A 22,906-nucleotide genomic window follows, 5' to 3' on the forward strand; every position below is an offset into this window, starting at 1 on the left:
GCGATGCCGGACACGCTTGATCGCGCCATGGGCGCGCTTGTCGGCGGGGCGCTGGGAGACGCGCTCGGCATGCCGACGCAGCTCCTGTCGCCGGCGCGCATCGCCGAGCTCTACGGCCGTGTCGACGATTTCGTCGCGCCCTTCGCCGAGCATCCCGTGTCGAAGGGATTATTGGCCGGCACAATTACCGACGATACCGAACAGGCGCTGCTGCTCGGCCGCATCCTGGTTGTTTCAGGCGAGCGCTTCGACCACACGCGCTGGGTCAACGCGCTGCTCGACTGGGAGCGCGAGGTCAAGGCGCGCGGCAGCTACGATCTGCTGGGGCCGTCGACCAAGCGCGCCATCGACGCCATCAACAAGGGCGTGCCGGCCGAGGAAGCGGGGCGCACCGGCGACACCAATGGGGCTGCCATGCGCATCGCGCCTGTCGGCATCATGATGCCGCTGGGGCCGCTCGACGCGTTCGTCGCCAAGGTGGCCGAGACCTGCCGCGCCACGCACAACACCTCGATTGCCATAGCCTCGGCCGCAGCGGTCGCGGCGGCCGTCAGCCGTGGCGTTTCCGGCGGCGACTGGCGCGCCGCCTCCGACAGTGCCGTCGCGGCGGCGAGGCGAGGGGCGACACTTGGCCATTGGGTGACCGGCGGCGACATCGCCTCGCGTATCGTCTGGGCGCAGGATCTGGTGCGCGGCAAAGTGGCGGGGGATGCGATCCGGCTGATCACCGACCTGGTCGGCACCGGCGTTGCCAGCCAGGAATCGGTTCCGGCCGCCTTCGCTGTGCTGGAAGTCGCCGGGGGCGATCCCTGGCAAGCGGCTGTGATCAGCGCCAATCTCGGCGGCGACACCGACACGATCGGCGCCATCGCGGCCGGTATGGCCGGCGCCTGCACCGGCTTTTCACTGTTGCCGCAGCAGCATATTGCCAGGCTTGTCGGCATCGACATGTCAGAGGTGCGCGCGCTTGCCGCCGATCTCGTGGCGGCAAGGGTGGCCAAGACCGGGTTCGGCAAGGACGCGGCCGAATGAGCGGGCGCCTCGTCCATATCGGCAGCGCGGTGGTCGACTATGTCTACCGCATCGACGCCTTGCCCGCGCCGGGTACCGAGAAGACGGCATCGAGCTTTGCCCAGGTCGCCGGCGGCGGCTTCAACATGATGGTCGCGGCCTCCCGCACCGGCATGACAGTGGTGTTCGGCGGCCAGCTCGGCAGCGGGCCGAACGGCGATTTCCTGCGCGCCGCCTTCGCCGCAGAAGGCATCGAGACACTGACGCCGCCATCGCTTGCGATGGACAGCGGCAATTGCGTCGCCATGATCTCGAGCGATGCCGAGCGCACTTTCGTCTCGTGGCCGGGGGCAGAAAGTGTGCTCACCCTCGACATGATGGCGCCCGTATCGGTGGCGCCGGACGATTGGGTGTTCACCTCTGGCTATACGCTGAGCTATGCGGGAAGCCGCGACGCGCTCACAGACTGGATCGAGGCGCTTCCTGCGCAAACGCCGTTCGTCTTTGACCCGACGCCGATCATTTCGGACATTCCGCGCCGGATCCTGTCGCGAGTGCTTGCCCGCACCACCTGGCTCAGCTGCAACGCGGCGGAGGCCGCCGACATTGCCGGCTCCGGTGACGTCGAGAGCCTGGCGGCGCGGCTGCTCGCCGACCATTGCCCCCGGGCCGCCGGCGTCGTCATCCGCTCGGCGGCCAAGGGCTGCCATATCAGGCTGGCCGACGGCATGGCGCAGACCATTACCGGCTTCAAGGTCACGGCAGTCGACACCAACGGCGCCGGCGACACCCATATCGGCGCTTTCATTAGTGCGTTGGCGCGCGGTACGCCGCCCTTCGAGGCGGGGCGTTACGCCAATGCAGCGGCGGCCATTTCGGTCACCCGCCATGGCGGCTCATCGGCGCCGACCGATGCGGAAATCCAGATTTTCCTGAGCCAGGCCGCCGCGACCGGCGCGCCGGGCCAGAACCAGAAGGCCCATCAGACAGCCTGACAAGCCCCGCCAAGCGGGCAAACAATGAGAGGAACCGACATGCGCATGCCAAGATTGACTGCCCTGCTGACGGCGACTGCCGTTTTCACCACCGCACTCACGCTGGCCGCCAATGCCGCAGAAGTGCATGTGCTCAACTGGAAAGGCTACGGCGCCGACGAGCCCTGGGCGGTCGCCGCCTTCGAGAAGGCGACCGGCAACAAGGTCGTCAACGACTTCTTCAATTCCGAACAGGAAATGCTGACCAAGATCCGGACCAATCCGGGGCTTTATGACGTGGTCATGATCAACGCCGCCTTCAACGACCAGGCGATGGCGGAAAAACTGATCCAGCCGATCGATACGTCGAAATTGCCGAACTATGCCGACATCAGCAAGGATAAGGCCGGTTCGCCGATGCTCGACCATGACGGCAAGGTCTATGGCGTGCCATGGGTGTGGGGCCTGACCGCGCTCGCCATCAATGAAAAATCCTTCGACAAGCCGCCGACGTCGATCGCCGAAATGTGGGATCCCAAGCACAAGGGTCGCGTCGTCATTCGCGACGACGCCGTCGAGGCGGTGCAGTTCGGCGCTATCGCCACCGGTCAGAACATCAACGACATCAAGGATATGGATGCGGTCAAGACGAAGCTCACCTCGCTGATGCCGCAGATCAAGACGTTCTGGAGCTCGGAGAACGACTGGAACCAGATGGTCGCCTCCAACCAGATCGACATCGGCACCTATTGGAGCGGCTCGGCCGATCGCGCCAAGACGCATTTCAAGCTGCCGGTTTCGCTGGTCATTCCGCAGGAGGGCGCCGTCGCCTGGCTGGATGCCTTCTCCATTCCTGTCGGCTCCAAGAATGTCGAGGGCGCGCAGGCCTTCATCAACTGGATGATCGACCCGAAATTCTACGTCGAATGGGTCACCAAAGTCGGCGCCCCTGTGTCCGCCAACACCAAGGCCGTCGCGGCGCTGCCTCAGGATGCCTTCAACCGCAAGGTGATGGGCGATCCAGAGGTCGCCAAGCGCATCCAGTTCCAGGCGCCGATCACCGATGCCCAGCGCGAGGCCTATCTGGCGCTCTGGCAGCAGCTCAAGGTTGACGTGAAATAAAACGCACGTCCGAACCAGCCGGCGGTTCGCGCCGGCTGGTCCTTTCAATCCTGGGGAGGAGGGTGGCATGGCGGCACAAAGCGCGACCGCATCGCGCAGCGGGTTGAGATCGGCTCTGCCGCTGCTGGCGCCGGCCTATATCTGGCTGACGGTGGCGATCTTCCTGCCGCTGTCGGCCATGGTCTTCTTCTCCTTCATGACCGACTTGCCGCTGTCGGGAAAGCCCTGGGCTTTCACGCTCGGCAACTATGCCGCCTTCTTCTCGCAGAGCCTTTATCTCACGCTGCTGCTCGCCTCGCTGCGCCTCGGCCTCGAAGTGACGCTGTGGTGCATCGTCATCGGCTATCCCGCCGCTTACGTGCTCGCCAAGGTGCTGAAGGGGCGCAGCCGCGAAGCGATCTTCTTGCTCGTCATCCTGCCGTTCTGGTCGAACGGGCTGGTGCGCATCTTCTCCTGGGCGATGGTTTTGCGCGAAGGCGGCATCCTCGATACGGCGCTGAACGCCGTGCTGCCGTTCAAGATCAACATCGATCTGATGTATTCCTACCCGGCCGTCATCATCGGGCTGGTGCACTCCTACGTGCCCTACATGGTGCTGACCTGTTATCTCACCTTGCAGGCGATCGACGACTCGCTGATCGAGGCCGGGCGCTCGCTCGGCGCCTCGCGGCTGCAGGTGCTGAAGCGGGTGATCATTCCGCTGTCGATGCCGGGTCTAGTGGCCGGTGCCGCGCTCATATTTGTCCCCGTCGTCGGCTCGTTCATGGAGCCGCGCATCCTCGGCGGGCGCACCGGCACCTTCTACGGCACCGTGATCGAGGACCAGTTCGTCGCCGTGTTCAACTGGCCGCTGGGGGCGGCATTATCCTTCATCCTGCTCGCCGTCGTGCTGGTCATCCTGGCGATCGCCTCGCCGGTGCTGCGGAGGGCTGCGTGATGGCGACGACCCGCATCCTGGAAGGACTTGGCCGGCTGTACATCGGGCTGCTGCTCGCCTTCCTCTATCTTCCCATCATCATCATGGCGCTGATGTCGTTCAACGTCTCGCCCTTCTACCAGCTGCCGTTCGAATGGACGACCGAATGGTACGCCTCGCTGTGGCAGAACGACCAGCTGATTGCCGCGACCTGGAACAGCCTGGAGATCGCAATCCTCACCACCATTATCAGCGTGGTGCTCGGCTCGGCGGCGTCGCTGGCGCTCTTCCGCTACGAATTTCGCGGCAAGAAGGTCCTGCAGGCGCTGCTCTTCCCGCCGATCGCCATTCCCTGGCTGATCACCGGCACGGCGATGCTGATCTTCTTCTTCGGCGTCGGCATCGGACGCGGCCTGTTCGCCATTCTGCTCGGCCATGTCGCGCTGGCGTTGCCCTATGTCATCGTCGTCGTCTCGGCGCGGCTGCAGACCTTCGCGCCGGAACTGGAGGAGGCGGCGCGCTCGCTCGGCGCCAATCAGTGGCAGGTCACAGTTCGTGTCACGCTGCCCTGGATCATGCCGGGCGTCATCGCCAGCGGGTTGTTTGCCTTTGCCGTGTCGTTCGACCAGTTCGTCGTGTCCTACTTCCTGTCGACGCCCGGCCAGACGACGCTGCCGGTCGAGATCTATGCCGCGATCCGCAAAGGGTTCACGCCCGAGATCAATGCTGTCTCGACCATCATCATTGTCGTGTCGATGGCGCTGATGCTGCTCACGGCGCGCTTCTTCAAATTCGGCGGAGAGAAATAATGGCCGGCGTGCAGGTATCTGATGTCTCGCGCAGTTTTGGCGCGCACAAGGCGCTGGACGATGTCTCCATCGACTTCGCCGATGGCGGCTTCTATGCGCTGCTCGGTCCGTCGGGCAGCGGCAAGACCACGTTGCTCAGGCAGATCGCCGGCTTCGATTTTCCTGACTCCGGCCGCATTTCCATCGGCGGCGAGAGCGTGGAGCGGGTGCCGGTCGAGAAGCGACGCATCGGCATGGTGTTCCAGAACTATGCACTGTTCCCCAATATGAGCGTCGCCGACAATGTTGCCTTCGGCCTTTCGGTGCGGGGCGAGGCCAAGGCGGTTATTGCGACCGAAGTGCAGCGCGCGCTCGACCTTGTGCAGTTGGGCAAGCTCGGCGGCCGCCGGCCGCACCAGCTCTCCGGCGGCCAGCGCCAGCGCGTGGCGCTGGCGCGCGCCATCGTCACCAAGCCGCGCGTGCTGCTGCTCGACGAGCCGCTCGGCGCGCTCGACAAGGCGCTGCGCGTCGACATGCAGATCGAATTGAAGCGCATCCAGCGCGAGATCGGCATCACCACCATCTTCGTCACCCACGACCAGGAAGAGGCGCTGACGATGAGCGATCGCATCGGCATATTGCGCGACGGCAGGCTGGTGCAGGAGGGGCCGCCGGAGGAGATCTACGATCGGCCGAGAAGCGAATTCGCCGCCACCTTTCTCGGCGACGCCAACATTTTTCGCGGCGATACGACCGGCAACGGCATCCGCCTGCAGGATGGTACGGCGATTGCCGCAGGCGCGGGTGCGACGCTTGCCGCCGGCGCCAAGGCGAGCTGCGCCGTGCGGCCCGAGCGCATCCGGATCGGCACCGATGCCGGGGCTGTGGATGGCGATGCGAACATGCTGAAGGGCCAGGTTTCCAAACGCATCTTCGCCGGCAACAACAGCACCTATTTCGTCGAGCGTGCCGGCCAGACACTGAAGGTGATCGTGCAGAACACCGGCGCCGACAGGCTGGCGGAAGGGCAGGATGTGGTGCTGCGCTGGTCGCCGGAAAGCACGGTGCTGATTGCTGCGACCTGATCCTCGCTCCGGCTCTTGCCAGACGGGGGACAATAGGGAACAGCATAGCCGGGCATAAGTCCGGAGCATTCCGATGACGCTGGAATTGATGGCGCGTGACCGATCCATGCTCGACGGCGAGCAAGGCCCGTCGGCAGCCGCCGCCATGAAAATCCTCGTCGCGTTCTCCAACGCCATCGGCGCATGCGGCCTGCTCGACATCAGCGGTGCCCATATCGACGGCTGTCTCTATCACGGCAAGGCCGGGCTGGATTTCGTCGAACGGCTGGTCGAGGGCGGCGGGCGCGTGCAGGTGCCGACGACGCTCAATGTCGGCTCGTTCGACCTCATCCATCCGGGCATGGTGAAGATGCCGGCGGCGGAAGAGGTGCCGGCGCGGCGGCTGATGAAGGCGCATCTGGAGCTTGGCTGCCAGGCGACCTTCACTTGCGCGCCCTACCAGACCCGGTTCCGGCCTGAATTCGGCCAACAGATCGCCTGGGGCGAATCCAATGCCATCGTCTTCGCCAATTCGGTGATCGGCGCGCGCACCAACCGCTATGGCGACTTCATCGATTTGTGCTGCGCCATGACCGGGCGCGCACCGGCCTGGGGCCTGCATCTCAGCGAAAACCGGCGCGGCCGCATCCTGTTCGAGCTGGACATCGTTGAAGCCGAACCGAGCGACAGCCTGTTCGTCGGCGTCGGGCTGATCGTCGGACAAGTCAGTGGCGACCGCATTCCGGTCATTGCCGGCCTGCCGCGGCCGCGCGACGAGGATCAGCTCAAGGCGCTTGGCGCGGCGGCCGCGACGACCGGTGCCGTGGCGTTGTTCCATGCGGTCGGCATCACGCCGGAGGCCAACATGCTCGACGAAGCGTTTCACGGCCACGCGCCGGATGAGACGATCCGCATCACCCGGGCAGATATCGATCATGCGTTGTCCAGATTGTCCGGAGTGGCCGACGGGGCGCCGCTTGCCGCAGTGTCGCTGGGCACGCCGCATTTCTCGCACGAGGAGTGGACGCGCCTGTTGCCGATGCTGCGCGAGGCAGCGCCGGGCAAGGGCATCCCGATCTATGTCAACACCGGACGCGCGACGCTGACGCGGTTGCAGGAGGAAGGCGCGCTGGCCGGCATGGAGGCATTCGGCCTGATCCCGGTCGCCGACACGTGCACCTATGTCACCTCCATCCTCGAGCGGCTCGACGGCGTGGTGATGACCAATTCCGGCAAATGGGCGCATTACGCGCCGGGCAATATCGGCGTGACCGTCGCCTTTGCCGAGATGAGGGATTGCATCCGCTCCGCAGCGGCCGGACATGTCGTGCGGGGTGCCTCATGACGCAACCCGTTGTAAAGGACGCCGTCGATCGGCTGGGCACTTTTCAACTCGCCGGTGAGGCCGATGGCCCGGCTTTGGTGTTCTCACAGCCGCTCAGTTTCTGGGGTGGCATCGACGCCGAGACGGGGGAAATCATCGACCATTCGCATCCTGGATTGGGCCAGAATGTCGCCGGCAGGATACTGGTCATGCCAAGCGGGCGAGGGTCATCCTCCTCATCCTCCGTCCTGGCCGAAGCGATCCGCCGGGGTACGGCGCCGGCTGGCATTCTTCTGGAGCGGCCGGATCCGATCCTGGCGGTGGGGGCGATCGTAGCGGAGTTTCTGTACGGGAAAAGTATGCCGCTGGTGGTGTGTGATATTGGCGGGATCGTTTCCTGTGATCGGTTAGCCATCCGCACTGGCACGGATGGCCAGGCGGTCATAAGGGCTAAAACAGAAAGCTAGCCGCTCAAATCTCCGGGATGTTTTCCTTGAAGATCACCTGCAGCCTTGGCTGGTGCAGCTCATAGGGTAGTCCCCGGACCGCCTGGGTCAGAGTGTTGAGCGCCTCACGCGCCTCGACGCGCGGGTTCTGGTCGATGACCGCATCCAGCGTGCCGTCGAGCAGAAGGTCCTTGGTGCCGTCCGTCACCTCATGGCCGAGGAAGACCATCGATTGCGCACGGCCGCGTTCCTTGAGCGCGCGGGCGATGCCGGTGTTGCCGGCGCCGACATTGTAGATCGCGGCGAGATCGGGGTGCCGGTCCAGCAGTGCTGATGCTTCAGAATAAGCCTTTTCGCGATCATCGAGCATTTCGCGCATCTCGACGATCTCGAGATTGGGGGATTCCTCGGTCAATATGTGCCGGAATCCCATCTCGCGTTCCTCATGGCCGCGATAGGAAAGCGAGCCTGCGAACAGCGCCACCTTGCCGGGGCGCTCCGGCCCCATGAAACGGTTGAGCAGATAGCCGGCCAGCCGCCCGGCGGCGCGGTTGTCGATGCCGATATACGCGACCCTCGGCACATGCAGGATGTCGGAGGCGATGGTCACCACCTTGACGTCGTTGGCCGACAGCGAGCGGATCGCCTCACGCACCGTCGGATGGTCGAGCGCGATGACGCCGACGCCTTGCGTCTGTCCGCGCAATTCCTGCAGCAGGCGGGCGAGCCGGTCGGGGTTGAAACCCTCTATGGTGGCGATGTGGACATCGAGATCCGGGCGCGCCAAGGCCTGCGCCTCGATGTGTCGGTGCAGCATCTTGATGAAGGAATTGGTGCCGGCCGGCAGCGCGAAGTCGAGCCGGATGACCTCGCCGGGCGAGGGCCGGGGCGCTGCTCCGTTCGGGCCTTCGGCTATGTAACCGAGACGCTGCGCCATTTCGAGCACGATCTCGCGTGTGCGCGTCCGCACGCCGGGACGGTTGTTGAGCACGCGATCGACGGTGGCGGCGGAAACGCCGGCTTCCCGGGCTATGTCGGTCAGGGTGGAACGCACGTCTTTCATCTCCTCAACGCATCAGGATCACGCAATGCCGACTGTCTGCCGTCGGCGATTCTGATGGGAAATGATGTATCCGGCCTTGGCCGATGCGCAAGCCGTCGGGCTAAATCAGGTCGCCCGGCACGGCTATTCCGGAATGGGAAGGCACATTTCCCATCAAATCGAGGCATCAGGAGTGGTATGTGGACCTTGGTACGACGCATTTCCTCGCCTCATTGCGATGTTATGAGGTGTTTTGATTATTTATGATGTTGACAGTCTTCCGATCCTGCCGTCAATATCCCTCATGGGCTCGTGGAGGAAACATGGAGCCCTGAGGGAGGAATTCCAATGTCTGATCTGATCCGCATATCGCGGCGCCGATTGCTGGCGTCCGGAGGAAAGTTGGCGGCGTTCGTGGCAGCGGCCGGTATCGCGCCGCAATTCATTCGTCCCGGCCGCGCCTTTGCGGCCGACGCGCTGGCGCCTGGCATGATCGGCGGCCCGACCGGCTTCGAGGGCGCCGAGCGTTACCAATACGGCGCCGACACGCCGGAAGGCCGTGCCATCGAGGCGGCCAAGTCGCTGAAGGGCGCGGGCAAGGCACCTGCCAAGATCGTGCTCGGCCTGTCGGACGGCTCGATCGGCCAGCTCACGCAGCCTTTCCCCGCCGGCGCGCCGTCGATCAAGGAACTGTGGGAAAAGGAAACCGGCATTCCGATCGAGATCGTCGGCCTGCCGAACGGCCAGGAATTCACCAAGACGATGCAGGATATCTCCACCAAGGGTGGGGCCTATGACATTTACTCGACCGAATGGAACCGCCTCGGCGATCTCGCCGAGACCGGCGGCATCGCCAAGCTCGACGACTTCGTTGCCCAGTACAAGCCCGAGTGGGATGATCCCAAGACCGGCTATGTCGACGGAGCCAAGGGCGTATCACTGCTCAACAAATATCGCGGGTCGAACTATGGCGTGTCGCTGGACGGCGACTTCCAGACCTGGGTCTACCGCAGCGACCTGTTCGGCGACGCAGTCGAGCAGAAGGCGTTCAAGGACAAATACGGCTACGATCTGGCGCCGCCAAAGACCTGGAAGCAGCATGGCGACATCGCCGCCTTCTTCCAGCGCCCGGACAAGGGCCTGTTCGGCTCGACCGACCTGCGCAACCAGGGCTGGGGCTATACCAACTGGTACCAGCGCTATGTTTCGATGGCTTCGCCCAACCAGTTCCTGTTCGGTGACGACGGCAAGCCGCTGATCAATTCCGAGCATGGCATCGCCGCCACCAACGAATATGTCGGCTCGCTCGCCCATCACTCGCCGGATGCGATCTCGTGGGGCTGGCCGGAGCAGTACGGCAATTTTGCCAAGGGCGGTGCGGCGATGACCTGTGCCTTTTCCAACCTGCCGAAATTCCTCGACAATCCCGGTAACAAGGATTCGGCTGTCACCGGCAAGATCGGCTCGATGCTGCCGCCCGGCCGCGAGATCGACGGCAAGCTGATCAGCCGCTCCGTTCTGTGGTTCTCGCTGACCGGCATGGTCTCGTCGCAGTCGAAAAACCAGGAGGTCGCCTACCTTCTGCTGCAATGGCTAGGCTCCGCCCGCATCTACGCCTGGATGAGCGCCAATCCCGGCGGTTATCTGGATCCGTTCCGGCTGTCGGATTTCTCCGATCCGCTGGTGCGGCAGACCTACCACGCCTACCACATGGACGTGGTGCGCGAGACGGTCGCCCGCACGGTGCCGACCATCAACTATCCCGGCGCCACCGCCTTCCACAATGCGCTGGACGAAAACCTCATGGCCTCGCTGACCAAGGCCAAGACCGCTGAACAGGCAATGGCCGACACCGAGACCGAGTGGAAGAAGATCGCCCGGCGCATCGGCGAGGACAAATTGCTCGAAGCCATCAGGACCAACAAGGAGGCCTGGCCGACCGTTCTCGATCCGATCAGCTGATCCGTATCCCTGGATCGAGCCGGAGGGGAGGGGCGAAAGCTCTTCCCCTCCGCACTCAACGCCACCAGCAAAAGCAGCCAGATGAAGCGTTCCGTACCTTTCGAGATATTTCGTTATGCCGCGATCCTCGCGGCGATGGCGGTGACGCTGGTGCCGATCCTGTGGATGGTGTCAATGGCCTTCAAGCCGATCGCCGAATGGTCGGCGACCGGAGCCGACCTGAGATGGTGGCCGAAGAACCCGACACTCAGCAATTTCCAGTTCGTCTTCGGCGAATCCACCAACAGCCTGATCGTGGCGCTCGACCGCACGGCGCTGAAACCGATCCTGTCGTCGCTGCTGTCGGCGGTGTTCGGCACGGCCATCGCCATGTCGGCGGGCACGGCTGCTGCTTATGGCCTGTCGCGCTTCGGCTCGGGGCAGAACCTGCCGCTGGCGCTGATCCAGTTGCGGTTGTTTCCGCCGATGGCGGTGATGATCCCGGTGATGATCATGTGGGCCTTCCTGAATTTTACCGACAGCTGGTGGGGACTGGCGCTGATCTACGGCATCGTCACCTTGCCGTTCGCCTTCTGGCTGATGAAGACCTTCTTCGACGACATGCCGCGCGAGATCGAGGAGGCGGCGCTGGTCGAGGGCTGCTCGCGGCTGCGCGTCTTCACCCGCATCACGCTGCCGATGATGCGCGCGCCGCTCGCTAGCGCTGCCCTGTTTGTCTTCATCCTCAATTGGTCGGACTATCTGATCGCGCTGCTTTTGACGACGCGCGAATGGGTGACGATCCCGGTCTATATGGCTTCGCTATCGTCCTCGATGACCGGCCAGCTCTATGGCGCCAAGGCAGCGCTCGGCCTGATCGCCGCCGTGCCGCCGGTTATCATGGGCATCGCCATCCAGCGCCATCTGGTGCGCGGGCTGACCTTTGGGGCGCTCAAGCAATGAGCGCGGCGACCGTGACTGTTTCGGAGGACGAAATGGGTGCCGCCCGTGCGAAGCCGGCCCTGCGCGACGAGGGCGCGCGACTGGGCTTCCGGCTGACGCTGCCGGCGCAGATCCTGGTGCTGTTCATCTCGGCCTTTCCGCTCTTGATGCAGCTCTACATCAGCGTCACCGACTGGTCGCCGCTTTCGGGCCTCGGCTGGTGGAATGCCTGGGAGATGTGGAACAGTTTCGCCAACTACACCGACCTTGCCGCCGACGCCCGCTTCTGGAGCGCACTGAAGCGCACGGCGCTCGTCATGATCGTCTGCGTGCCGGCGGAGTTCCTGCTCGGCCTAGGACTGGCAACACTGTTCGCGGACGATTTTCCCGGCAAGCGCATCTTCTATTCGATCCTGCTGATGCCGATGATGGTGGTGCCGGCGGTGGCCGGCTACATGTTCTTCATGCTGTTCCAGTCAGGCGGCCCGGTGAACGACATCCTGTCCGCCATCACGGGCACATCAGTCACCATCGCCTGGCTGTCGGAACCCACGCTTGCGCTGATCGCGGTGATGATCGCCGATATCTGGCAGTGGACACCGCTGATGTTCCTCATCCTGCTTGCCGGCCTGGTCGGCGTGCCGGAGGACCAGATCAAGGCGGCAACGCTGCTTGGCGCCAACCCATGGCAGCGCTTCGTCACCATCGCGCTGCCGAAGATGAAGACCATCATCATCATCGCGCTGGCGATCCGCGTGATCGAGAACTTCAAGATATTCGACACGCTCTACATCATGACCGGCGGCGGCCCTGGCGTCGCGACCGAAACGATCTCCGTCTACATCTACAAGGTCACCACGCAGGACCTGATCTGGGGCTATGTCGCGGCGATCGCGCTGGCCATCCTGATTGTGCTCTCCATCGTCGCCGTGTTCGCCATCAAGCGTATGGCGCGGGCAAGGCAGGTGGCGGCATGAGCGCGATCCAGCTGCGCAACCTCACCAAGACATTCGGCGACTTCACTGCGCTGAAGACCATGGACCTCGACATAGCAGACGGCGAGTTCATGGCGCTGCTCGGGCCATCCGGTTGCGGCAAGTCGACGACGATGAACATGATCGCCGGCATGGAGGAGCCGACCAGCGGCAGGATCCTGTTTGGCAAGCGCGATATGGCCGGCGTGCCGATGGGACGGCGTGGCGTCGGCTTCGTGTTCCAGAACTATGCCATCTTCACCCATATGACGGTGCGCCAGAACCTGGCCTATGGGCCGAGAATGCGGGGCGCCGCCAAAGCCGAGATCGACCGCCGCGTCGGCGCCATCGGCGAGCTGCTGCAACTGACGGCGCTGCTCGACCGCAAGGCCGACCGGCTGTCCGTCAACATATTGCAGCGCGTCGCGATCGGCCGTTCGGCGATCATGGAGCCGGCGATCTTCCTGCTCGACGAGCCGCTCTCCAATGTCGACGCGGCCTTCCGCTCTGTCATGCGCACCGAGCTGAAGCAGCTGCAGCGCCAGTTCAGGCAGACCATGGTCTATGTCACCCACGACCAGCTCGAAGCGATGACGATGGCCGATCGTATCGCCGTCATGGATCATGGTGTCCTGCAGCAGGTCGGCACGCCGCTCGAAGTCTACAACAATCCGGCCAATGTCTTCGTCGCTCGCTTCATCGGCGCGCCGGGCATGAACCTGCTCCACGGTAAGCCGGCGGAGAGCGATCGGGGCCTTGTCATCGATCTCGGGCTGCTGGGCATCACGCCGCCGTTGCCGGAGGAATTGGCGGCATACTTGCGCGGTGCATGTGGCGACGTGCTCTACGGCTTCCGGCCGGAGCAGGTGGCTTTGGCGCAAGACGGGCATGGGCTCGCCATGCCGGTCACCTTTGTCGAGCGCATCGGTGCGCGCACCATCGTCCATCTAGGCCAAGGCGATGGCGCCGTGAAGGCGGTGTTCGACAATGATGTCGGGCTGTCGATCGGACAAACCGCGGTCGTCGCGCCGGCGGCTTCGTCCGTGCGCATCTTCGATGCGGCTTCCGGCGTTGCGATGAAGGCGGGTTGAGATGGCTGACATCGTTTTTCGCAATGTGACCAAGCGCTACGGCAACACACTCGCTGTCGACGATGCCTCGTTCATCGTCAACGATAACGAATTCTTCTGCTTCTTCGGGCCGCCACTGTCCGGCAAGTCGACGATCCTGCGCCTGGTGCTTGGACTGGAGAGGCCGGACGCCGGCGAAATCCTGATCGGCGGCAGACCGGTCAACGCGGTGTCGCCGGCCGATCGCAATGTGGCGATGGTGTTCCAGAACCTCGCGCTGTTCCCGCATATGAGCGCGCGCGACAATGTCCGCTTCCCGCTGGTCGCGCGCAAAGTCGCCGAGGCCGAGATCGAAAGGCGGGTGGCCGATGTCGCGGCCAAGCTGCATATCGGCCACATCCTGCACAAGCCGCCGGCGCAGCTCTCGGGCGGCGAGCGGCAGCGCGTGGCGATCGCGCGTGCGCTTGTGCGCGACCCGAACGCCTATCTGATGGACGACCCGATCTCGGCGCTCGATGCGCGGCTGCGCGAGGAGACGCGTGTCGAGCTGAAGCGCATCCAGCGCGAGCTCGGCAAGACGCTGATCTATGTCACCCACGACCAGGAAGAGGCGATGTCGATCGCCGACCGCATCGCCATACTGGACAATGGCAAGATCAGGCAGATCGGCGCGCCCGCCGAGATCTATGACCGTCCGGCGAGCACCTATGTGGCGCGGCTGCTCGGTTCGCCCATGATGAATATACTGAAATCCGCACGGGGCGAGGGCGGCGTCGAAGCCGCCGAAGGCACAATCCGGATTGCCGACAAGGCTGCCCCCGTTGATGCCGTCGAGATTGGGCTCAGGCCGGAGGATATCAAGGTCAGGCCGTGGGCGGATGGCGGCCAGGGCCGGCCGGCGCGGGTGTTCGAGGTCGAGCCGCTTGGTGGTTACACCGTCGTGACACTCGCCGCCGGGCAGGCGCGGCTGAAGGCGCTGTTGCGCGGCCAGCCCGACATCAAGCCCGACGCCATGGTGGCGATTTTCTGCGAGCCCGCCCGCGTGCATTATTTCGGGCAAAGCGGAGGCGCGCTGGTGAGATGATTGCAGCCGCGAGGACAGAATTTCGGGAGGAAGACATGGCAGGCAAAGGCTTCGAGCCGGATGTGAAGATCCGCACGAAAGAATACAGGATCGGCTGCGTCGGCGCCGGCATGATCATGGCCGAGTGCCATCTTGCCGCCTACAAGGAGGCCGGGTTTCCGGTCGTTGCGATCGCCTCGCGCACGCGGCCGAATGCGCAAAAGGTCGCCACGCGCTGGGGGATCCCGACCGTGCACGACACGCCGGAACAGCTGATCGAGAATGCAAACGTCGAGATCATCGACCTGGCCTTTCCGCCCGACCTGCAGCCGGCGCTGATTCGCCACGCGCTGAAGCAGAAGCACATCAAGGCGATCCTGGCGCAGAAGCCCTTGGCGCTGTCGGTCGAGGAAGCCGTCAAGCTGCGCGACGAGGCGGCGAAGGCCGGCAAGGTCCTCTCGGTCAATCAGAACATGCGCTACGACCAGTCGATGCGCGTCCTGAAGCAGATTATCGACAGCGGCGCGCTGGGCGACATCGTCTTCGCGCAGATCGACATGCACGCGATCCCGCACTGGCAAACGTTTCTCGAGGATTACGACCGGTTGACCCTCGCCAATATGAGCGTGCACCATCTCGACGTGCTGCGTTTCCTGTTCGGCGATCCCGATGAGATCACGACAGTCACGCGGAAAGACCCACGCACGACATTCGACCATTTGGATGGCATCACCGTCTCGACGCTGCGTTTCCCGTCCGGCGTGCTCGCGGTTTCGCTGGAGGATGTCTGGTCCGGTCCGCGCCAGGAAGGCTACAAGGACGACCAGCACATCAACTGGCGCGTCGATGGCACCAAGGGTGTCGCCAAGGGCACGATCGGCTGGCCGACGGGCGCTGCCTCGACGTTGACCTATGCTTCGGCCGAGACCACTGGCGGCGAATGGGTCAGCCCAAGCTGGGAGACGATGTGGTTCCCGCATGCCTTTATCGGCGTCATGGAGCAACTGCAGCACGCGGTGAAGACCGGTACGCCGCCGGCGCTGTCCGTCGCCGACAACGTCAAGACCATGGCGCTCGTCGAGGCAGGCTACCGCTCGATGGCATCGAGGCGCACGGTCAAGCTTTCCGAAATCGCTATCTGATCACCGCAACTGAAACACCAGATAATTGAATCGCTTACAGGGAGGAATTCAAGATCATGATGCAGGCAGGCATTTTTACGGGCTATTTCCCGTACAGCCTCGAAGAGACGGCGAAGAAGATCCGCGGTCTTGGTTTCAACACGGTGCAGCTCGACCTCCACTTCAAGGATGTCGACCTGTCGGCCGGGCAGATCACCAAGGACAAGGCCAAGAAGGTGCGTGATGTTTTCCGCGACCACAACTTGCCGGTCTGCTGCGTGTCGGGCTACACCAACATCATCCATCCCGACAAAGCGGAGCGCGACAAGCGCGTGGGCTATCTCAAGGAGATCATCCGCAACGCTCGCCATTTCGGCTCGCCTTACGTGATCTCGGAGACCGGCACCTACAACACCGAGTCCGACTGGGTGCATCACCCCAAGAACAAGACCGAGGAGGGGTTCGAGGAATGCCGCAAGGTGATCGCGGACCTCGCCCAGACGGCTTACGACCACGGCGCGGTGTTCCTGCTTGAAACCTATGTCAACAACGTCGTCGGCTCGGTCGAGGAGACGGTGAAGATGTTCGCGCAGGTCGACCATCCCGGCCTCGGCCTGTTGATGGACCCGACCAACTATTTCGAGACGCACAACATCGACAGGATGGACCAGATCCTCAACCAGGTGTTCGACACGCTGACCGACAAGATCAAGATCGCGCATGCCAAGGACGTCAAGCGCTCGGGCGACGACAAGTCGGAGAAGCACGCCGATATCGGCGACGCCGATGCGATGGAAAGCCACACGTTCCGGGGCGTCGGTGAGATCGAGTTGCCGGCGCCTGGCCTCGGCTCGCTGAACTACGACCTCTACCTCAAGCGGCTGGCGGAAAAGCACCCGAACATCCCGGTCATCATCGAGCATCTGTCGGAAGACGACGTGCCGCGCGCCAAGAAATTCCTCGACGGGAAGTTCCGCGCCAACGGTCTGTGAAGGCCGTTAGTGCCGCCGATTGAAGGGACGACAGTGCAGTGAAGAAGCGGCCGTGACATGGTAGAGCTTTACGGCAAGACGCTGTCGCGAAGGCAGGTAGCGGAGCGCTCCGGCCTGCTGTCGCAATTCGCCGGTGTGCGGCTCATGACGCTTGGCGACGGCGTGGAGCGCGGCATCCGCATGTTGGAGTTCCGCACCGGCTCGGGCCTGCGCTTCACCTCGCTGGTCGACCGCGCACTCGACATCGCCGATTGCGACTTCAAGGGCCAGGCGATCGGCTGGCATTCCCCGAGCGGCTTCCGCCATCCCGGGCTGCACGACTATGAGGGTGAAAGCGGGCTCGCCTGGGCGCGCTCCTTTTCCGGCCTGCTCGTCACCTGCGGCCTCGACCACATATTGGGCCGCGAAGAAGTGCCGGCCGAAAACTACAACTACCCCGGCAAGAAAACCATCATCCATTCGCTGCACGGTCGCGTCGGCACCATCCCGGCGCGGCTAACCGGCTATGGCGAAAGCTGGGATGGCGACCGCTGCGTGCTGTGGGCCGAAGGCATCGTCCAGCAGTCGGCCGTGTTCGGCGAGGACCTGCATCTCATCCGTCGTATCGAGGCCGATGTCGGCGGCAACGAGGTCCGGCTTTTCGACCGTGTCGTCAACCATGGCTTCAACCGCACGCCGCACATGTATTTCTACCATGTCAATGTCAGCCATCCCTTACTCGACCAGGGCTCGCGCTATCTGGCGCCAATCCGCGACGTGGTGTGGGCCGGTCATGCCGGCGAGCGCTACGAGGCGCAGAAGGTCGGCTACCGCACCATGCCGGAACCGCGATTGGGGTTCAGCGAGCAGGTGTGGCAGCATGAGATGGGCGCCGACGCAAAGGGCGAGGTGCCTGTTGCCGTGGTCAACGACCGGCTCGGCCTGGGCTTCGAAGTGGTGACGCGCAAGGATCAATTGCCTTGCGCCTATCAATGGCAGAATTTCCAGGCCGGCCAGTATGCGCTGGGCATCGAGCCTTCGACCCATCATGTGCTTGGCGATCTCGCCGCCCGCGACCGCGGCGAGATGATCTGGCTGGAGCATGGCGAAGCCCGGGCCTATAACACAGTGTTCCGGGCGCTCGACGGTGCTGGTGAGATTGCCGCGGCCGAAGGCAGGATCGCGGCCATCGCCCGCCAGCCCGAGCAGGATTATCCTCAGCCCTCCGGCAATTTCCCAAGCCTGGCGGGCAAGGCGTGAGCGCAACATTTGTCCCAAGCAAGCCCTCCGGCCGGCGGACCGGATTGCCAGCGGTGCATGACGATTGGAGGTCGATGTGACGACGATGGCAAAAAAGCGCGATTACAGCCTGGTCGGCGAAAGCACGCGCAGGGCGATCGAGACCGGCCTGGCCTCGGCTGAATGGTATCACACCGACGTGCCGCGCAAGGCGATGAAGGAATTGATGCAGCGCTCGGACGGTCCGGCGATCCGCGACACCGTCATCTGGCTCGCCGCCATCGTCGGCTCGGCGGCTGGCATCGTCTGGTTCTGGGGCTCGTGGTGGGTGGTGCCGTTCCTGTTCGTCTATGGCGTGCTCTACGGCTCGTCGAGCGACTCGCGCTGGCACGAATGCGGCCATGGCACGGCCTTCCGCACGCGCTGGATGAACGATGTCGTCTACCACATCGCCTCCTTCATGCTGATGCGCAATCCCGTGCAATGGCGCTGGAGCCATGCCCGCCACCACACCGACACCATCATCGTCGGCCGCGACGCCGAGATCGCGGTCATGCGCCCGCCGGACCTGTTGAAGGCGGCGCTGGCCTTCACCGGCATTCTCGATTTCCGTTATTCGCTGCCGACGCTGGTGCGCCAGGCCTTCGGCAGCCTGTCGGAGGAGGAGAAGAGCTACATCCCCGAGATGGAACAGCACAAGGCTGTCGTCGCCGCCCGCTGGCACATGGCCGTGTACATTGCGACGATCGCTTCCGCGATCGCGCTGGGGTCATGGATCCCGTTGGTGCTGGTCGGCCTGCCACGCCTTTACGGCACCTGGCACATGGTGACGACCGGCCTGCTGCAGCATATTGGGCTGGCCGACAATGTCGTCGACCACCGGCTCAACACCCGCACCGTCTACATGAACCCGATCAGCCGCTTCATCTACTGGAACATGAACTACCATGTCGAACATCACATGTTCCCGATGGTGCCGTATCACGCGCTGCCCAGGCTGCATGAGTTGATCAAACACGACCTGCCGGAGCCGAACCCGTCGATGTGGCATGCCTATCGCGAGGTCTGGCCGGTGCTGCTCAGGCAGCTGAAATACGAGGATTCTTATCTCAAGCGCGAACTGCCGCCGACGGCCAGGCCCTATCGCGGCGAGTTCCACGAGGTCGATATGTCGGCTGCGGCCGAATAGCGATCGCGAATTTTGCAGGAGACCGAGATGGCCGATTGGGTTGAAGCGTGCGCGGTGGATGATGTCGAGGAAGAGGATGTCATCCGCTTCGACCATGGCGGCCGCACCTTCGCGGTCTACCGCTCGCCCGATGGCGAGTTCTTCGCCACCGACGGCTACTGCACGCATGAGAAGGCGCATCTGGCCGACGGGTTGGTGATGGACGACATCATCGAATGCCCCAAGCACAATGGCCGCTTTAATTACAAGACAGGTGCCGCCAAGGGCGCGCCGGTCTGCGTCAATCTCGTGACCTATCCGGTGAAGATCGAGGCCGGTAAGGTGATGATCCAGATTTGACGCGCGGCAACCGATCCAGCATCACAAAGGGGACGCTTTAATGAGCCGAAAGAGACCGACCGTCGCCGATCTGCGGGCGATGAAGGGCAAGCGTCAGCTGACCATGCTGCGCGTGCTCAACCTGGATGAGGCGGAGGCCGCCGAGCGGGCAGGGGTCGATATCGTCTCGGTGCCACCCGAATTGGTGCTCAACCCGCAATATCGCGATGCCGCGCCCAGCCTGTTCACCATGCCGGGCGAGAATTTCTTCGAGATCGGCACGGCGGATGATTTCGTGCGCTGGGCCTTCCGGCTCTACAAGGCAAGCGCCGACGCGGTCTATTGCAGCGCCGGCTACGCCACCATCAAGCGCATGGCGGACGATGCCATCCCCGTCATCGGCCATGTCGGCCTCATTCCGTCGCGCGCCACCTGGACCGGCGGCTTCAAGGCGGTCGGCAAGACGGCCGACACAGCCATCCAGGTTTTCGAGGCGGTGAAACAGCTGGAGGCCGCCGGTGCTGTCGGCGCCGAGATCGAAGTGGTGCCGGTCGAGGTGGCCAAGGCGATTTCCGAGCGCACCTCGCTGATCATGCTGTCGATGGGGGCGGGGACCGGCTGCGACGCGCAATATCTGTTCGCCGACGACATTCTCGGCCAGAACCGGGGCCACATGCCGCGTCACTCCAAGGTCTATCGCAATTTCGCCGCCGAGTATGACCGGCTGCAGGCGGAGCGGGTGGCGGCGTTCTCCGAATATGTCGCCGACGTCAACAGCGGCGCCTATCCCGAGGACAGGCACGTCGTGCGCATGGACCCGGCCGAGCTCAGCCTGTTCATGAAAAGGGTAGACGCAAAGAGCTGATTATTCGATTTCTTTGCTGACCGCCGCAGCGCCTTGCCATGCTCCGTCGGTGAGCATGGCGTGGAGCACCTCGGCGTCGATCCCCAGCGGCCGGTCGTCCTTCAGCATCGATACATGCGCGCGCACCGCCGCATAGATCGCGCCAGTGCGCGGCGCCAGCGTCAACCCTTCACGCAGGTCGACGGCCTGGGCGGCGGCCATCAATTCGAAGGCGATCAGCCGCCGCCACAGCGCGATCATTCCGGCGCATTTCGAAACGGCGAGGGGCGACTGGGTCGCATGGTCCTCGACGCCTTCCGAAACGGGCAGGAAGTCGAGCATCACCGGATTGGCCTTGTGGCGGATGGCGGCCAGGATCGATGTCGCCGTCTTCTGCAGCGGCACGAAACCGGCCGAGGCGCCGCCGATGGGCGACAGATATTTGGTCAAGCCGTTGCGGCCCGAACCGGTGAGCTGGATGAAGCGGGCAACGCTGGCGGCGGCGCATTGCGCGATGGCCAGGCCGAGCGTCTCGAAGGCAAGCGAGAGTGAGGCCGTGTGGAAATTGCCGGTCGACATCACCAGTTCATCGTCGCCGATCACCAGCGGGTTGTCGGCGGCGGCGTTGAGTTCGATCTCGACAGCACTCTTTGCCTGGCCGATTGCCTCGATCAGCGCGCCGTGGATCGACGGCATGCAGCGGATCGACAACGGGTCCTGAATGGTCGTGGGCGCCGGCATCTCGTCGCGGGCGAGAAGGTCGTGCAAGGCCTTCGCCGCCTCCTGCTGTCCGGCCGCCGGCCGCGCCATCTGCAGGCGCGGATCGAGGATGGTGCGGTTGGCGCCAAAACCTTCCATGGTCAGCGCGCCGGCCTGCTGCTGCTGGGCGAGCGCCGACAGCGCATCCGTGATCGCGAGGGCGCCGCTGCCGGCGGAGACGGCCGAGGCGTTGATCAGCGACAATCCATCTTTTGGCGCCAGGCTGATCGGGGCGAGGCGCGCCATTATCAGCGCCTTGGCCGCCGGCATACGCCGGCCCTGATAGTCGGCTTCGCCTTCGCCGATCAGCAGGCGAGCAAGCGCGGTCATCGGCACGAGGTCGCCGGCGCCGATCGAGCCGAGCGACGGCATCACCGGATGGACGCCGGCATTGAGCGCGTCGACCAGAGCAACGAAGACCATGGGCGACAGGCCGGAGCCGCCGGCCGACAGCATCGAGGCGCGGGCGACCATGGTGGCCCGCACGGCCTCTACCGGCAGAGTTTCACCGACCGCGCCGCTGCGGCCGTGCAGCAGCTGGCGCTGGAAGGCGCTGGCGTCGCCTTCGACGGAGGTGCCAAGATTGGCGCCAAGCCCGGTGTTCAGGCCGTAGATCTGCTGGCCTGAGGCGGCGGCCTGGTCGAGCACTTTTCGCGCCTTGTCCAGCCGGCCGATGATGTCGGGTCCGATCTCTACCTTGCGCGCCTGGCGGGCGACGGTGGCGACATCACCGACGCTGACGCCGGCTCCGGTGAGGACCAGCGCGCTCATGCGAAGCGCAGCCTCTGGCCGATGCCTCTTTCTCCTGCCTTGGCGAGCATCGCCTTGCCCAGCGCAATGTCGGAGAGCGACAGGCCGCGATGCCAGAACAGGATGGTCTCGTCGTCGCTCTGCCTGCCCGGCTTGAGGCCGGCGGCGATCTGGCCGAGCTCGGCATGCAGCGTTTTCTCGCTGAGCCGCCCGGTCTCGACATGAACGCGTAGCGAGCCGAACTTGCCGCCCTTGCACTGGCCCCAATCGTCGACGACCATCTTCTCCATGATGTCGGTCAGCGACAGCTCCACCGCGCTCATCGTGCCATAGGGCACGACCAGCGCACCGGGCTTGATCCATTCGGTCTTGAGCAGCGGTTGTGGCTCCGGCAGCCGTGAGGCCTCGACGACGATGTCGGCGCCCTCGACGCAGCTTTTCCAGTCGGCTACGGCCGTGACCGCCTTGCCGAGATGGGCGGAGAGCTTGGCGGCAAAGCCGTCACGGCTTTCCGGGCGGCGCGAATGGACGCGGATTTCATCGAAGTCGAACAGATGGTCGAGCAGCCGCACGTTCCAGTAGGCGGTGCCGCGCGCGCCGACATGGGCCAGGACCTTCGAATTCTTGCGCGCCAGATGCTTGGCGCCGATCGCGGTGACCGCACCGGTGCGCATGTCGGTAATGACGGTGGCGTCGAGAATGGCGCGCGGCGTGCCGGTGCGTGGATCGAACAGATTGAGGATGCCGAATTCGGAGGGCAGGCCGTGCAGATAGTTGTCGACATAGTCGCCGACGATTTTCACGCCCGCCGTGTCGAGCGGCGCCACATAGCCGCGCAAGACATTGAAATGGCCGTGGAAGGATGGGTCCGGTTCGAGATGAACGCGCGGCTCGATCACCGTCTGGCCCTTGCCCTGGGCGACAAGGCCAGCCTCGACTGCCGCGATGACTTCGCCATCGGTCATGGCAAGCGCTTCAATGTCGAGGGCATTGAGATAGTCGATATAGATGGGCTTCATTTTGCGCGCGCACTTTCCT

Annotated in this window: 22 protein-coding genes; 19 read left to right on the plus strand and 3 right to left on the minus strand. The window is 64.1% G+C overall.

The window, feature by feature from the left end; all coding sequences use genetic code 11:
* The first annotated feature begins 3 nt into the window (after window positions 1–3).
* From CK227_RS18010 to CK227_RS18045, 8 genes are all read left to right on the plus strand, one after another.
* Window positions 4–1,032, plus strand: a complete 1,029-nt coding sequence (locus CK227_RS18010) for an ADP-ribosylglycohydrolase family protein (RefSeq protein WP_095773811.1) — start codon at window positions 4–6, stop codon at window positions 1,030–1,032.
* Window positions 1,029–2,006 carry a carbohydrate kinase family protein gene (locus CK227_RS18015; RefSeq protein WP_095773812.1) on the plus strand — a complete coding sequence of 326 codons (978 nt, stop codon included), beginning with the start codon at window positions 1,029–1,031 and terminating at the stop codon, window positions 2,004–2,006. Before CK227_RS18010 ends, CK227_RS18015 begins: the two co-directional genes overlap by 4 nt.
* Before the next feature lie 39 nt (window positions 2,007–2,045).
* Window positions 2,046–3,107 carry an ABC transporter substrate-binding protein gene (locus tag CK227_RS18020; protein ID WP_095773813.1) on the plus strand — a complete coding sequence of 354 codons (1,062 nt, stop codon included), beginning with the start codon at window positions 2,046–2,048 and terminating at the stop codon, window positions 3,105–3,107.
* Between the two features lie 67 nt (window positions 3,108–3,174).
* Window positions 3,175–4,044, plus strand: a complete 870-nt coding sequence (locus tag CK227_RS18025; protein WP_095773814.1) for an ABC transporter permease — start codon at window positions 3,175–3,177, stop codon at window positions 4,042–4,044.
* On the plus strand, window positions 4,044–4,832 hold the full coding sequence (locus CK227_RS18030; protein ID WP_095773815.1) for an ABC transporter permease: 789 nt from the start codon (window positions 4,044–4,046) through the stop codon (window positions 4,830–4,832). Before CK227_RS18025 ends, CK227_RS18030 begins: the two co-directional genes overlap by 1 nt.
* Window positions 4,832–5,896 (plus strand): ABC transporter ATP-binding protein, encoded by a 1,065-nt coding sequence (locus CK227_RS18035; RefSeq protein WP_095773816.1) that lies wholly within the window; start codon window positions 4,832–4,834, stop codon window positions 5,894–5,896. The genes CK227_RS18030 and CK227_RS18035 overlap by 1 nt, the downstream gene beginning before the upstream one ends.
* 73 nt (window positions 5,897–5,969) lie before the next feature.
* Window positions 5,970–7,220, plus strand: a complete 1,251-nt coding sequence (locus CK227_RS18040; RefSeq protein ID WP_095773817.1) for an aconitase X — start codon at window positions 5,970–5,972, stop codon at window positions 7,218–7,220.
* Window positions 7,217–7,666, plus strand: a complete 450-nt coding sequence (locus CK227_RS18045) for a DUF126 domain-containing protein (RefSeq protein WP_095773818.1) — start codon at window positions 7,217–7,219, stop codon at window positions 7,664–7,666. The genes CK227_RS18040 and CK227_RS18045 overlap by 4 nt, the downstream gene beginning before the upstream one ends.
* A gap of 4 nt (window positions 7,667–7,670) precedes the next feature.
* Here the strand turns inward: CK227_RS18045 and CK227_RS18050 are convergent, their stop codons facing one another.
* A complete protein-coding gene (locus CK227_RS18050; RefSeq protein WP_095774022.1) occupies window positions 7,671–8,699 on the minus strand; it encodes a LacI family DNA-binding transcriptional regulator in 1,029 nt (342 codons plus the stop codon).
* 336 nt (window positions 8,700–9,035) lie between these two features.
* Here CK227_RS18050 and CK227_RS18055 point away from each other — a divergent pair, with 336 nt between their 5' ends.
* The 11 genes from CK227_RS18055 (at window position 9,036) to CK227_RS18105 (ending at window position 20,380) form a co-directional block, all read left to right on the plus strand.
* Window positions 9,036–10,649, plus strand: coding sequence for an extracellular solute-binding protein (locus tag CK227_RS18055; RefSeq protein ID WP_095773819.1), 1,614 nt, complete (start codon window positions 9,036–9,038; stop codon window positions 10,647–10,649).
* A gap of 81 nt (window positions 10,650–10,730) precedes the next feature.
* Window positions 10,731–11,591 carry a carbohydrate ABC transporter permease gene (locus CK227_RS18060; RefSeq protein ID WP_095773820.1) on the plus strand — a complete coding sequence of 287 codons (861 nt, stop codon included), beginning with the start codon at window positions 10,731–10,733 and terminating at the stop codon, window positions 11,589–11,591.
* Window positions 11,588–12,547, plus strand: a complete 960-nt coding sequence (locus CK227_RS18065; RefSeq protein WP_095773821.1) for a sugar ABC transporter permease — start codon at window positions 11,588–11,590, stop codon at window positions 12,545–12,547. The genes CK227_RS18060 and CK227_RS18065 overlap by 4 nt, the downstream gene beginning before the upstream one ends.
* Entirely contained in the window at window positions 12,544–13,635 is a 1,092-nt protein-coding gene (locus CK227_RS18070) for an ABC transporter ATP-binding protein (protein ID WP_095773822.1), read from the plus strand. Before CK227_RS18065 ends, CK227_RS18070 begins: the two co-directional genes overlap by 4 nt.
* A gap of 1 nt (window position 13,636) precedes the next feature.
* On the plus strand, window positions 13,637–14,698 hold the full coding sequence (locus CK227_RS18075; protein WP_095773823.1) for an ABC transporter ATP-binding protein: 1,062 nt from the start codon (window positions 13,637–13,639) through the stop codon (window positions 14,696–14,698).
* A gap of 35 nt (window positions 14,699–14,733) precedes the next feature.
* Window positions 14,734–15,819, plus strand: a complete 1,086-nt coding sequence (locus CK227_RS18080; protein ID WP_095773824.1) for a Gfo/Idh/MocA family oxidoreductase — start codon at window positions 14,734–14,736, stop codon at window positions 15,817–15,819.
* A gap of 56 nt (window positions 15,820–15,875) precedes the next feature.
* A complete protein-coding gene (locus tag CK227_RS18085; RefSeq protein WP_095773825.1) occupies window positions 15,876–16,790 on the plus strand; it encodes a sugar phosphate isomerase/epimerase in 915 nt (304 codons plus the stop codon).
* Window positions 16,791–16,847: 57 nt separating this feature from the next.
* Window positions 16,848–18,029 carry an aldose 1-epimerase family protein gene (locus tag CK227_RS18090; RefSeq protein ID WP_095773826.1) on the plus strand — a complete coding sequence of 394 codons (1,182 nt, stop codon included), beginning with the start codon at window positions 16,848–16,850 and terminating at the stop codon, window positions 18,027–18,029.
* Between the two features lie 85 nt (window positions 18,030–18,114).
* Window positions 18,115–19,197 (plus strand): fatty acid desaturase family protein, encoded by a 1,083-nt coding sequence (locus tag CK227_RS18095; RefSeq protein ID WP_095774023.1) that lies wholly within the window; start codon window positions 18,115–18,117, stop codon window positions 19,195–19,197.
* A gap of 27 nt (window positions 19,198–19,224) precedes the next feature.
* Entirely contained in the window at window positions 19,225–19,536 is a 312-nt protein-coding gene (locus CK227_RS18100) for a MocE family 2Fe-2S type ferredoxin (protein WP_095773827.1), read from the plus strand.
* A 40-nt stretch (window positions 19,537–19,576) separates the two neighbouring features.
* Window positions 19,577–20,380, plus strand: coding sequence for a 3-methyl-2-oxobutanoate hydroxymethyltransferase (locus CK227_RS18105; RefSeq protein WP_095773828.1), 804 nt, complete (start codon window positions 19,577–19,579; stop codon window positions 20,378–20,380).
* On the opposite strand, the gene hutH is transcribed toward CK227_RS18105, so the two are convergent.
* Complete coding sequence (gene hutH, locus CK227_RS18110) at window positions 20,381–21,889, minus strand: histidine ammonia-lyase (protein WP_095773829.1); 1,509 nt, start codon at window positions 21,887–21,889, stop codon at window positions 20,381–20,383. It lies immediately after the preceding gene.
* Entirely contained in the window at window positions 21,886–22,887 is a 1,002-nt protein-coding gene (locus tag CK227_RS18115; RefSeq protein ID WP_095773830.1) for an ornithine cyclodeaminase family protein, read from the minus strand. The genes hutH and CK227_RS18115 overlap by 4 nt, the downstream gene beginning before the upstream one ends.
* Window positions 22,888–22,906 lie beyond the last annotated feature (19 nt).

Source organism: Mesorhizobium sp. WSM4308 (assembly GCF_002294905.1).
Taxonomy (GTDB): Bacteria; Pseudomonadota; Alphaproteobacteria; order Rhizobiales; family Rhizobiaceae; genus Mesorhizobium.

Bases quoted from the DNA above. Each gene is read 5' to 3' on its own strand.
- CK227_RS18020 (WP_095773813.1), top strand. From the start codon at position 2,046: ATGCGCATGCCAAGATTGACTGCCCTGCTGACGGCGACTGCCGTTTTC.
- CK227_RS18100 (WP_095773827.1), top strand. From the start codon at position 19,225: ATGGCCGATTGGGTTGAAGCGTGCGCGGTGGATGATGTCGAGGAAGAG.
- CK227_RS18070 (WP_095773822.1), top strand. From the start codon at position 12,544: ATGAGCGCGATCCAGCTGCGCAACCTCACCAAGACATTCGGCGACTTC.
- CK227_RS18075 (WP_095773823.1), top strand. From the start codon at position 13,637: ATGGCTGACATCGTTTTTCGCAATGTGACCAAGCGCTACGGCAACACA.
- CK227_RS18095 (WP_095774023.1), top strand. From the start codon at position 18,115: ATGGCAAAAAAGCGCGATTACAGCCTGGTCGGCGAAAGCACGCGCAGG.
- CK227_RS18025 (WP_095773814.1), top strand. From the start codon at position 3,175: ATGGCGGCACAAAGCGCGACCGCATCGCGCAGCGGGTTGAGATCGGCT.
- CK227_RS18085 (WP_095773825.1), top strand. From the start codon at position 15,876: ATGATGCAGGCAGGCATTTTTACGGGCTATTTCCCGTACAGCCTCGAA.
- CK227_RS18040 (WP_095773817.1), top strand. From the start codon at position 5,970: ATGACGCTGGAATTGATGGCGCGTGACCGATCCATGCTCGACGGCGAG.
- CK227_RS18080 (WP_095773824.1), top strand. From the start codon at position 14,734: ATGGCAGGCAAAGGCTTCGAGCCGGATGTGAAGATCCGCACGAAAGAA.
- CK227_RS18055 (WP_095773819.1), top strand. From the start codon at position 9,036: ATGTCTGATCTGATCCGCATATCGCGGCGCCGATTGCTGGCGTCCGGA.
- CK227_RS18115 (WP_095773830.1), bottom strand. From the start codon at position 22,887: ATGAAGCCCATCTATATCGACTATCTCAATGCCCTCGACATTGAAGCG.
- CK227_RS18090 (WP_095773826.1), top strand. From the start codon at position 16,848: ATGGTAGAGCTTTACGGCAAGACGCTGTCGCGAAGGCAGGTAGCGGAG.
- CK227_RS18030 (WP_095773815.1), top strand. From the start codon at position 4,044: ATGGCGACGACCCGCATCCTGGAAGGACTTGGCCGGCTGTACATCGGG.
- CK227_RS18105 (WP_095773828.1), top strand. From the start codon at position 19,577: ATGAGCCGAAAGAGACCGACCGTCGCCGATCTGCGGGCGATGAAGGGC.
- CK227_RS18065 (WP_095773821.1), top strand. From the start codon at position 11,588: ATGAGCGCGGCGACCGTGACTGTTTCGGAGGACGAAATGGGTGCCGCC.
- CK227_RS18035 (WP_095773816.1), top strand. From the start codon at position 4,832: ATGGCCGGCGTGCAGGTATCTGATGTCTCGCGCAGTTTTGGCGCGCAC.
- CK227_RS18045 (WP_095773818.1), top strand. From the start codon at position 7,217: ATGACGCAACCCGTTGTAAAGGACGCCGTCGATCGGCTGGGCACTTTT.
- CK227_RS18015 (WP_095773812.1), top strand. From the start codon at position 1,029: ATGAGCGGGCGCCTCGTCCATATCGGCAGCGCGGTGGTCGACTATGTC.
- CK227_RS18060 (WP_095773820.1), top strand. From the start codon at position 10,731: ATGAAGCGTTCCGTACCTTTCGAGATATTTCGTTATGCCGCGATCCTC.
- CK227_RS18010 (WP_095773811.1), top strand. From the start codon at position 4: ATGCCGGACACGCTTGATCGCGCCATGGGCGCGCTTGTCGGCGGGGCG.
- hutH (WP_095773829.1), bottom strand. From the start codon at position 21,889: ATGAGCGCGCTGGTCCTCACCGGAGCCGGCGTCAGCGTCGGTGATGTC.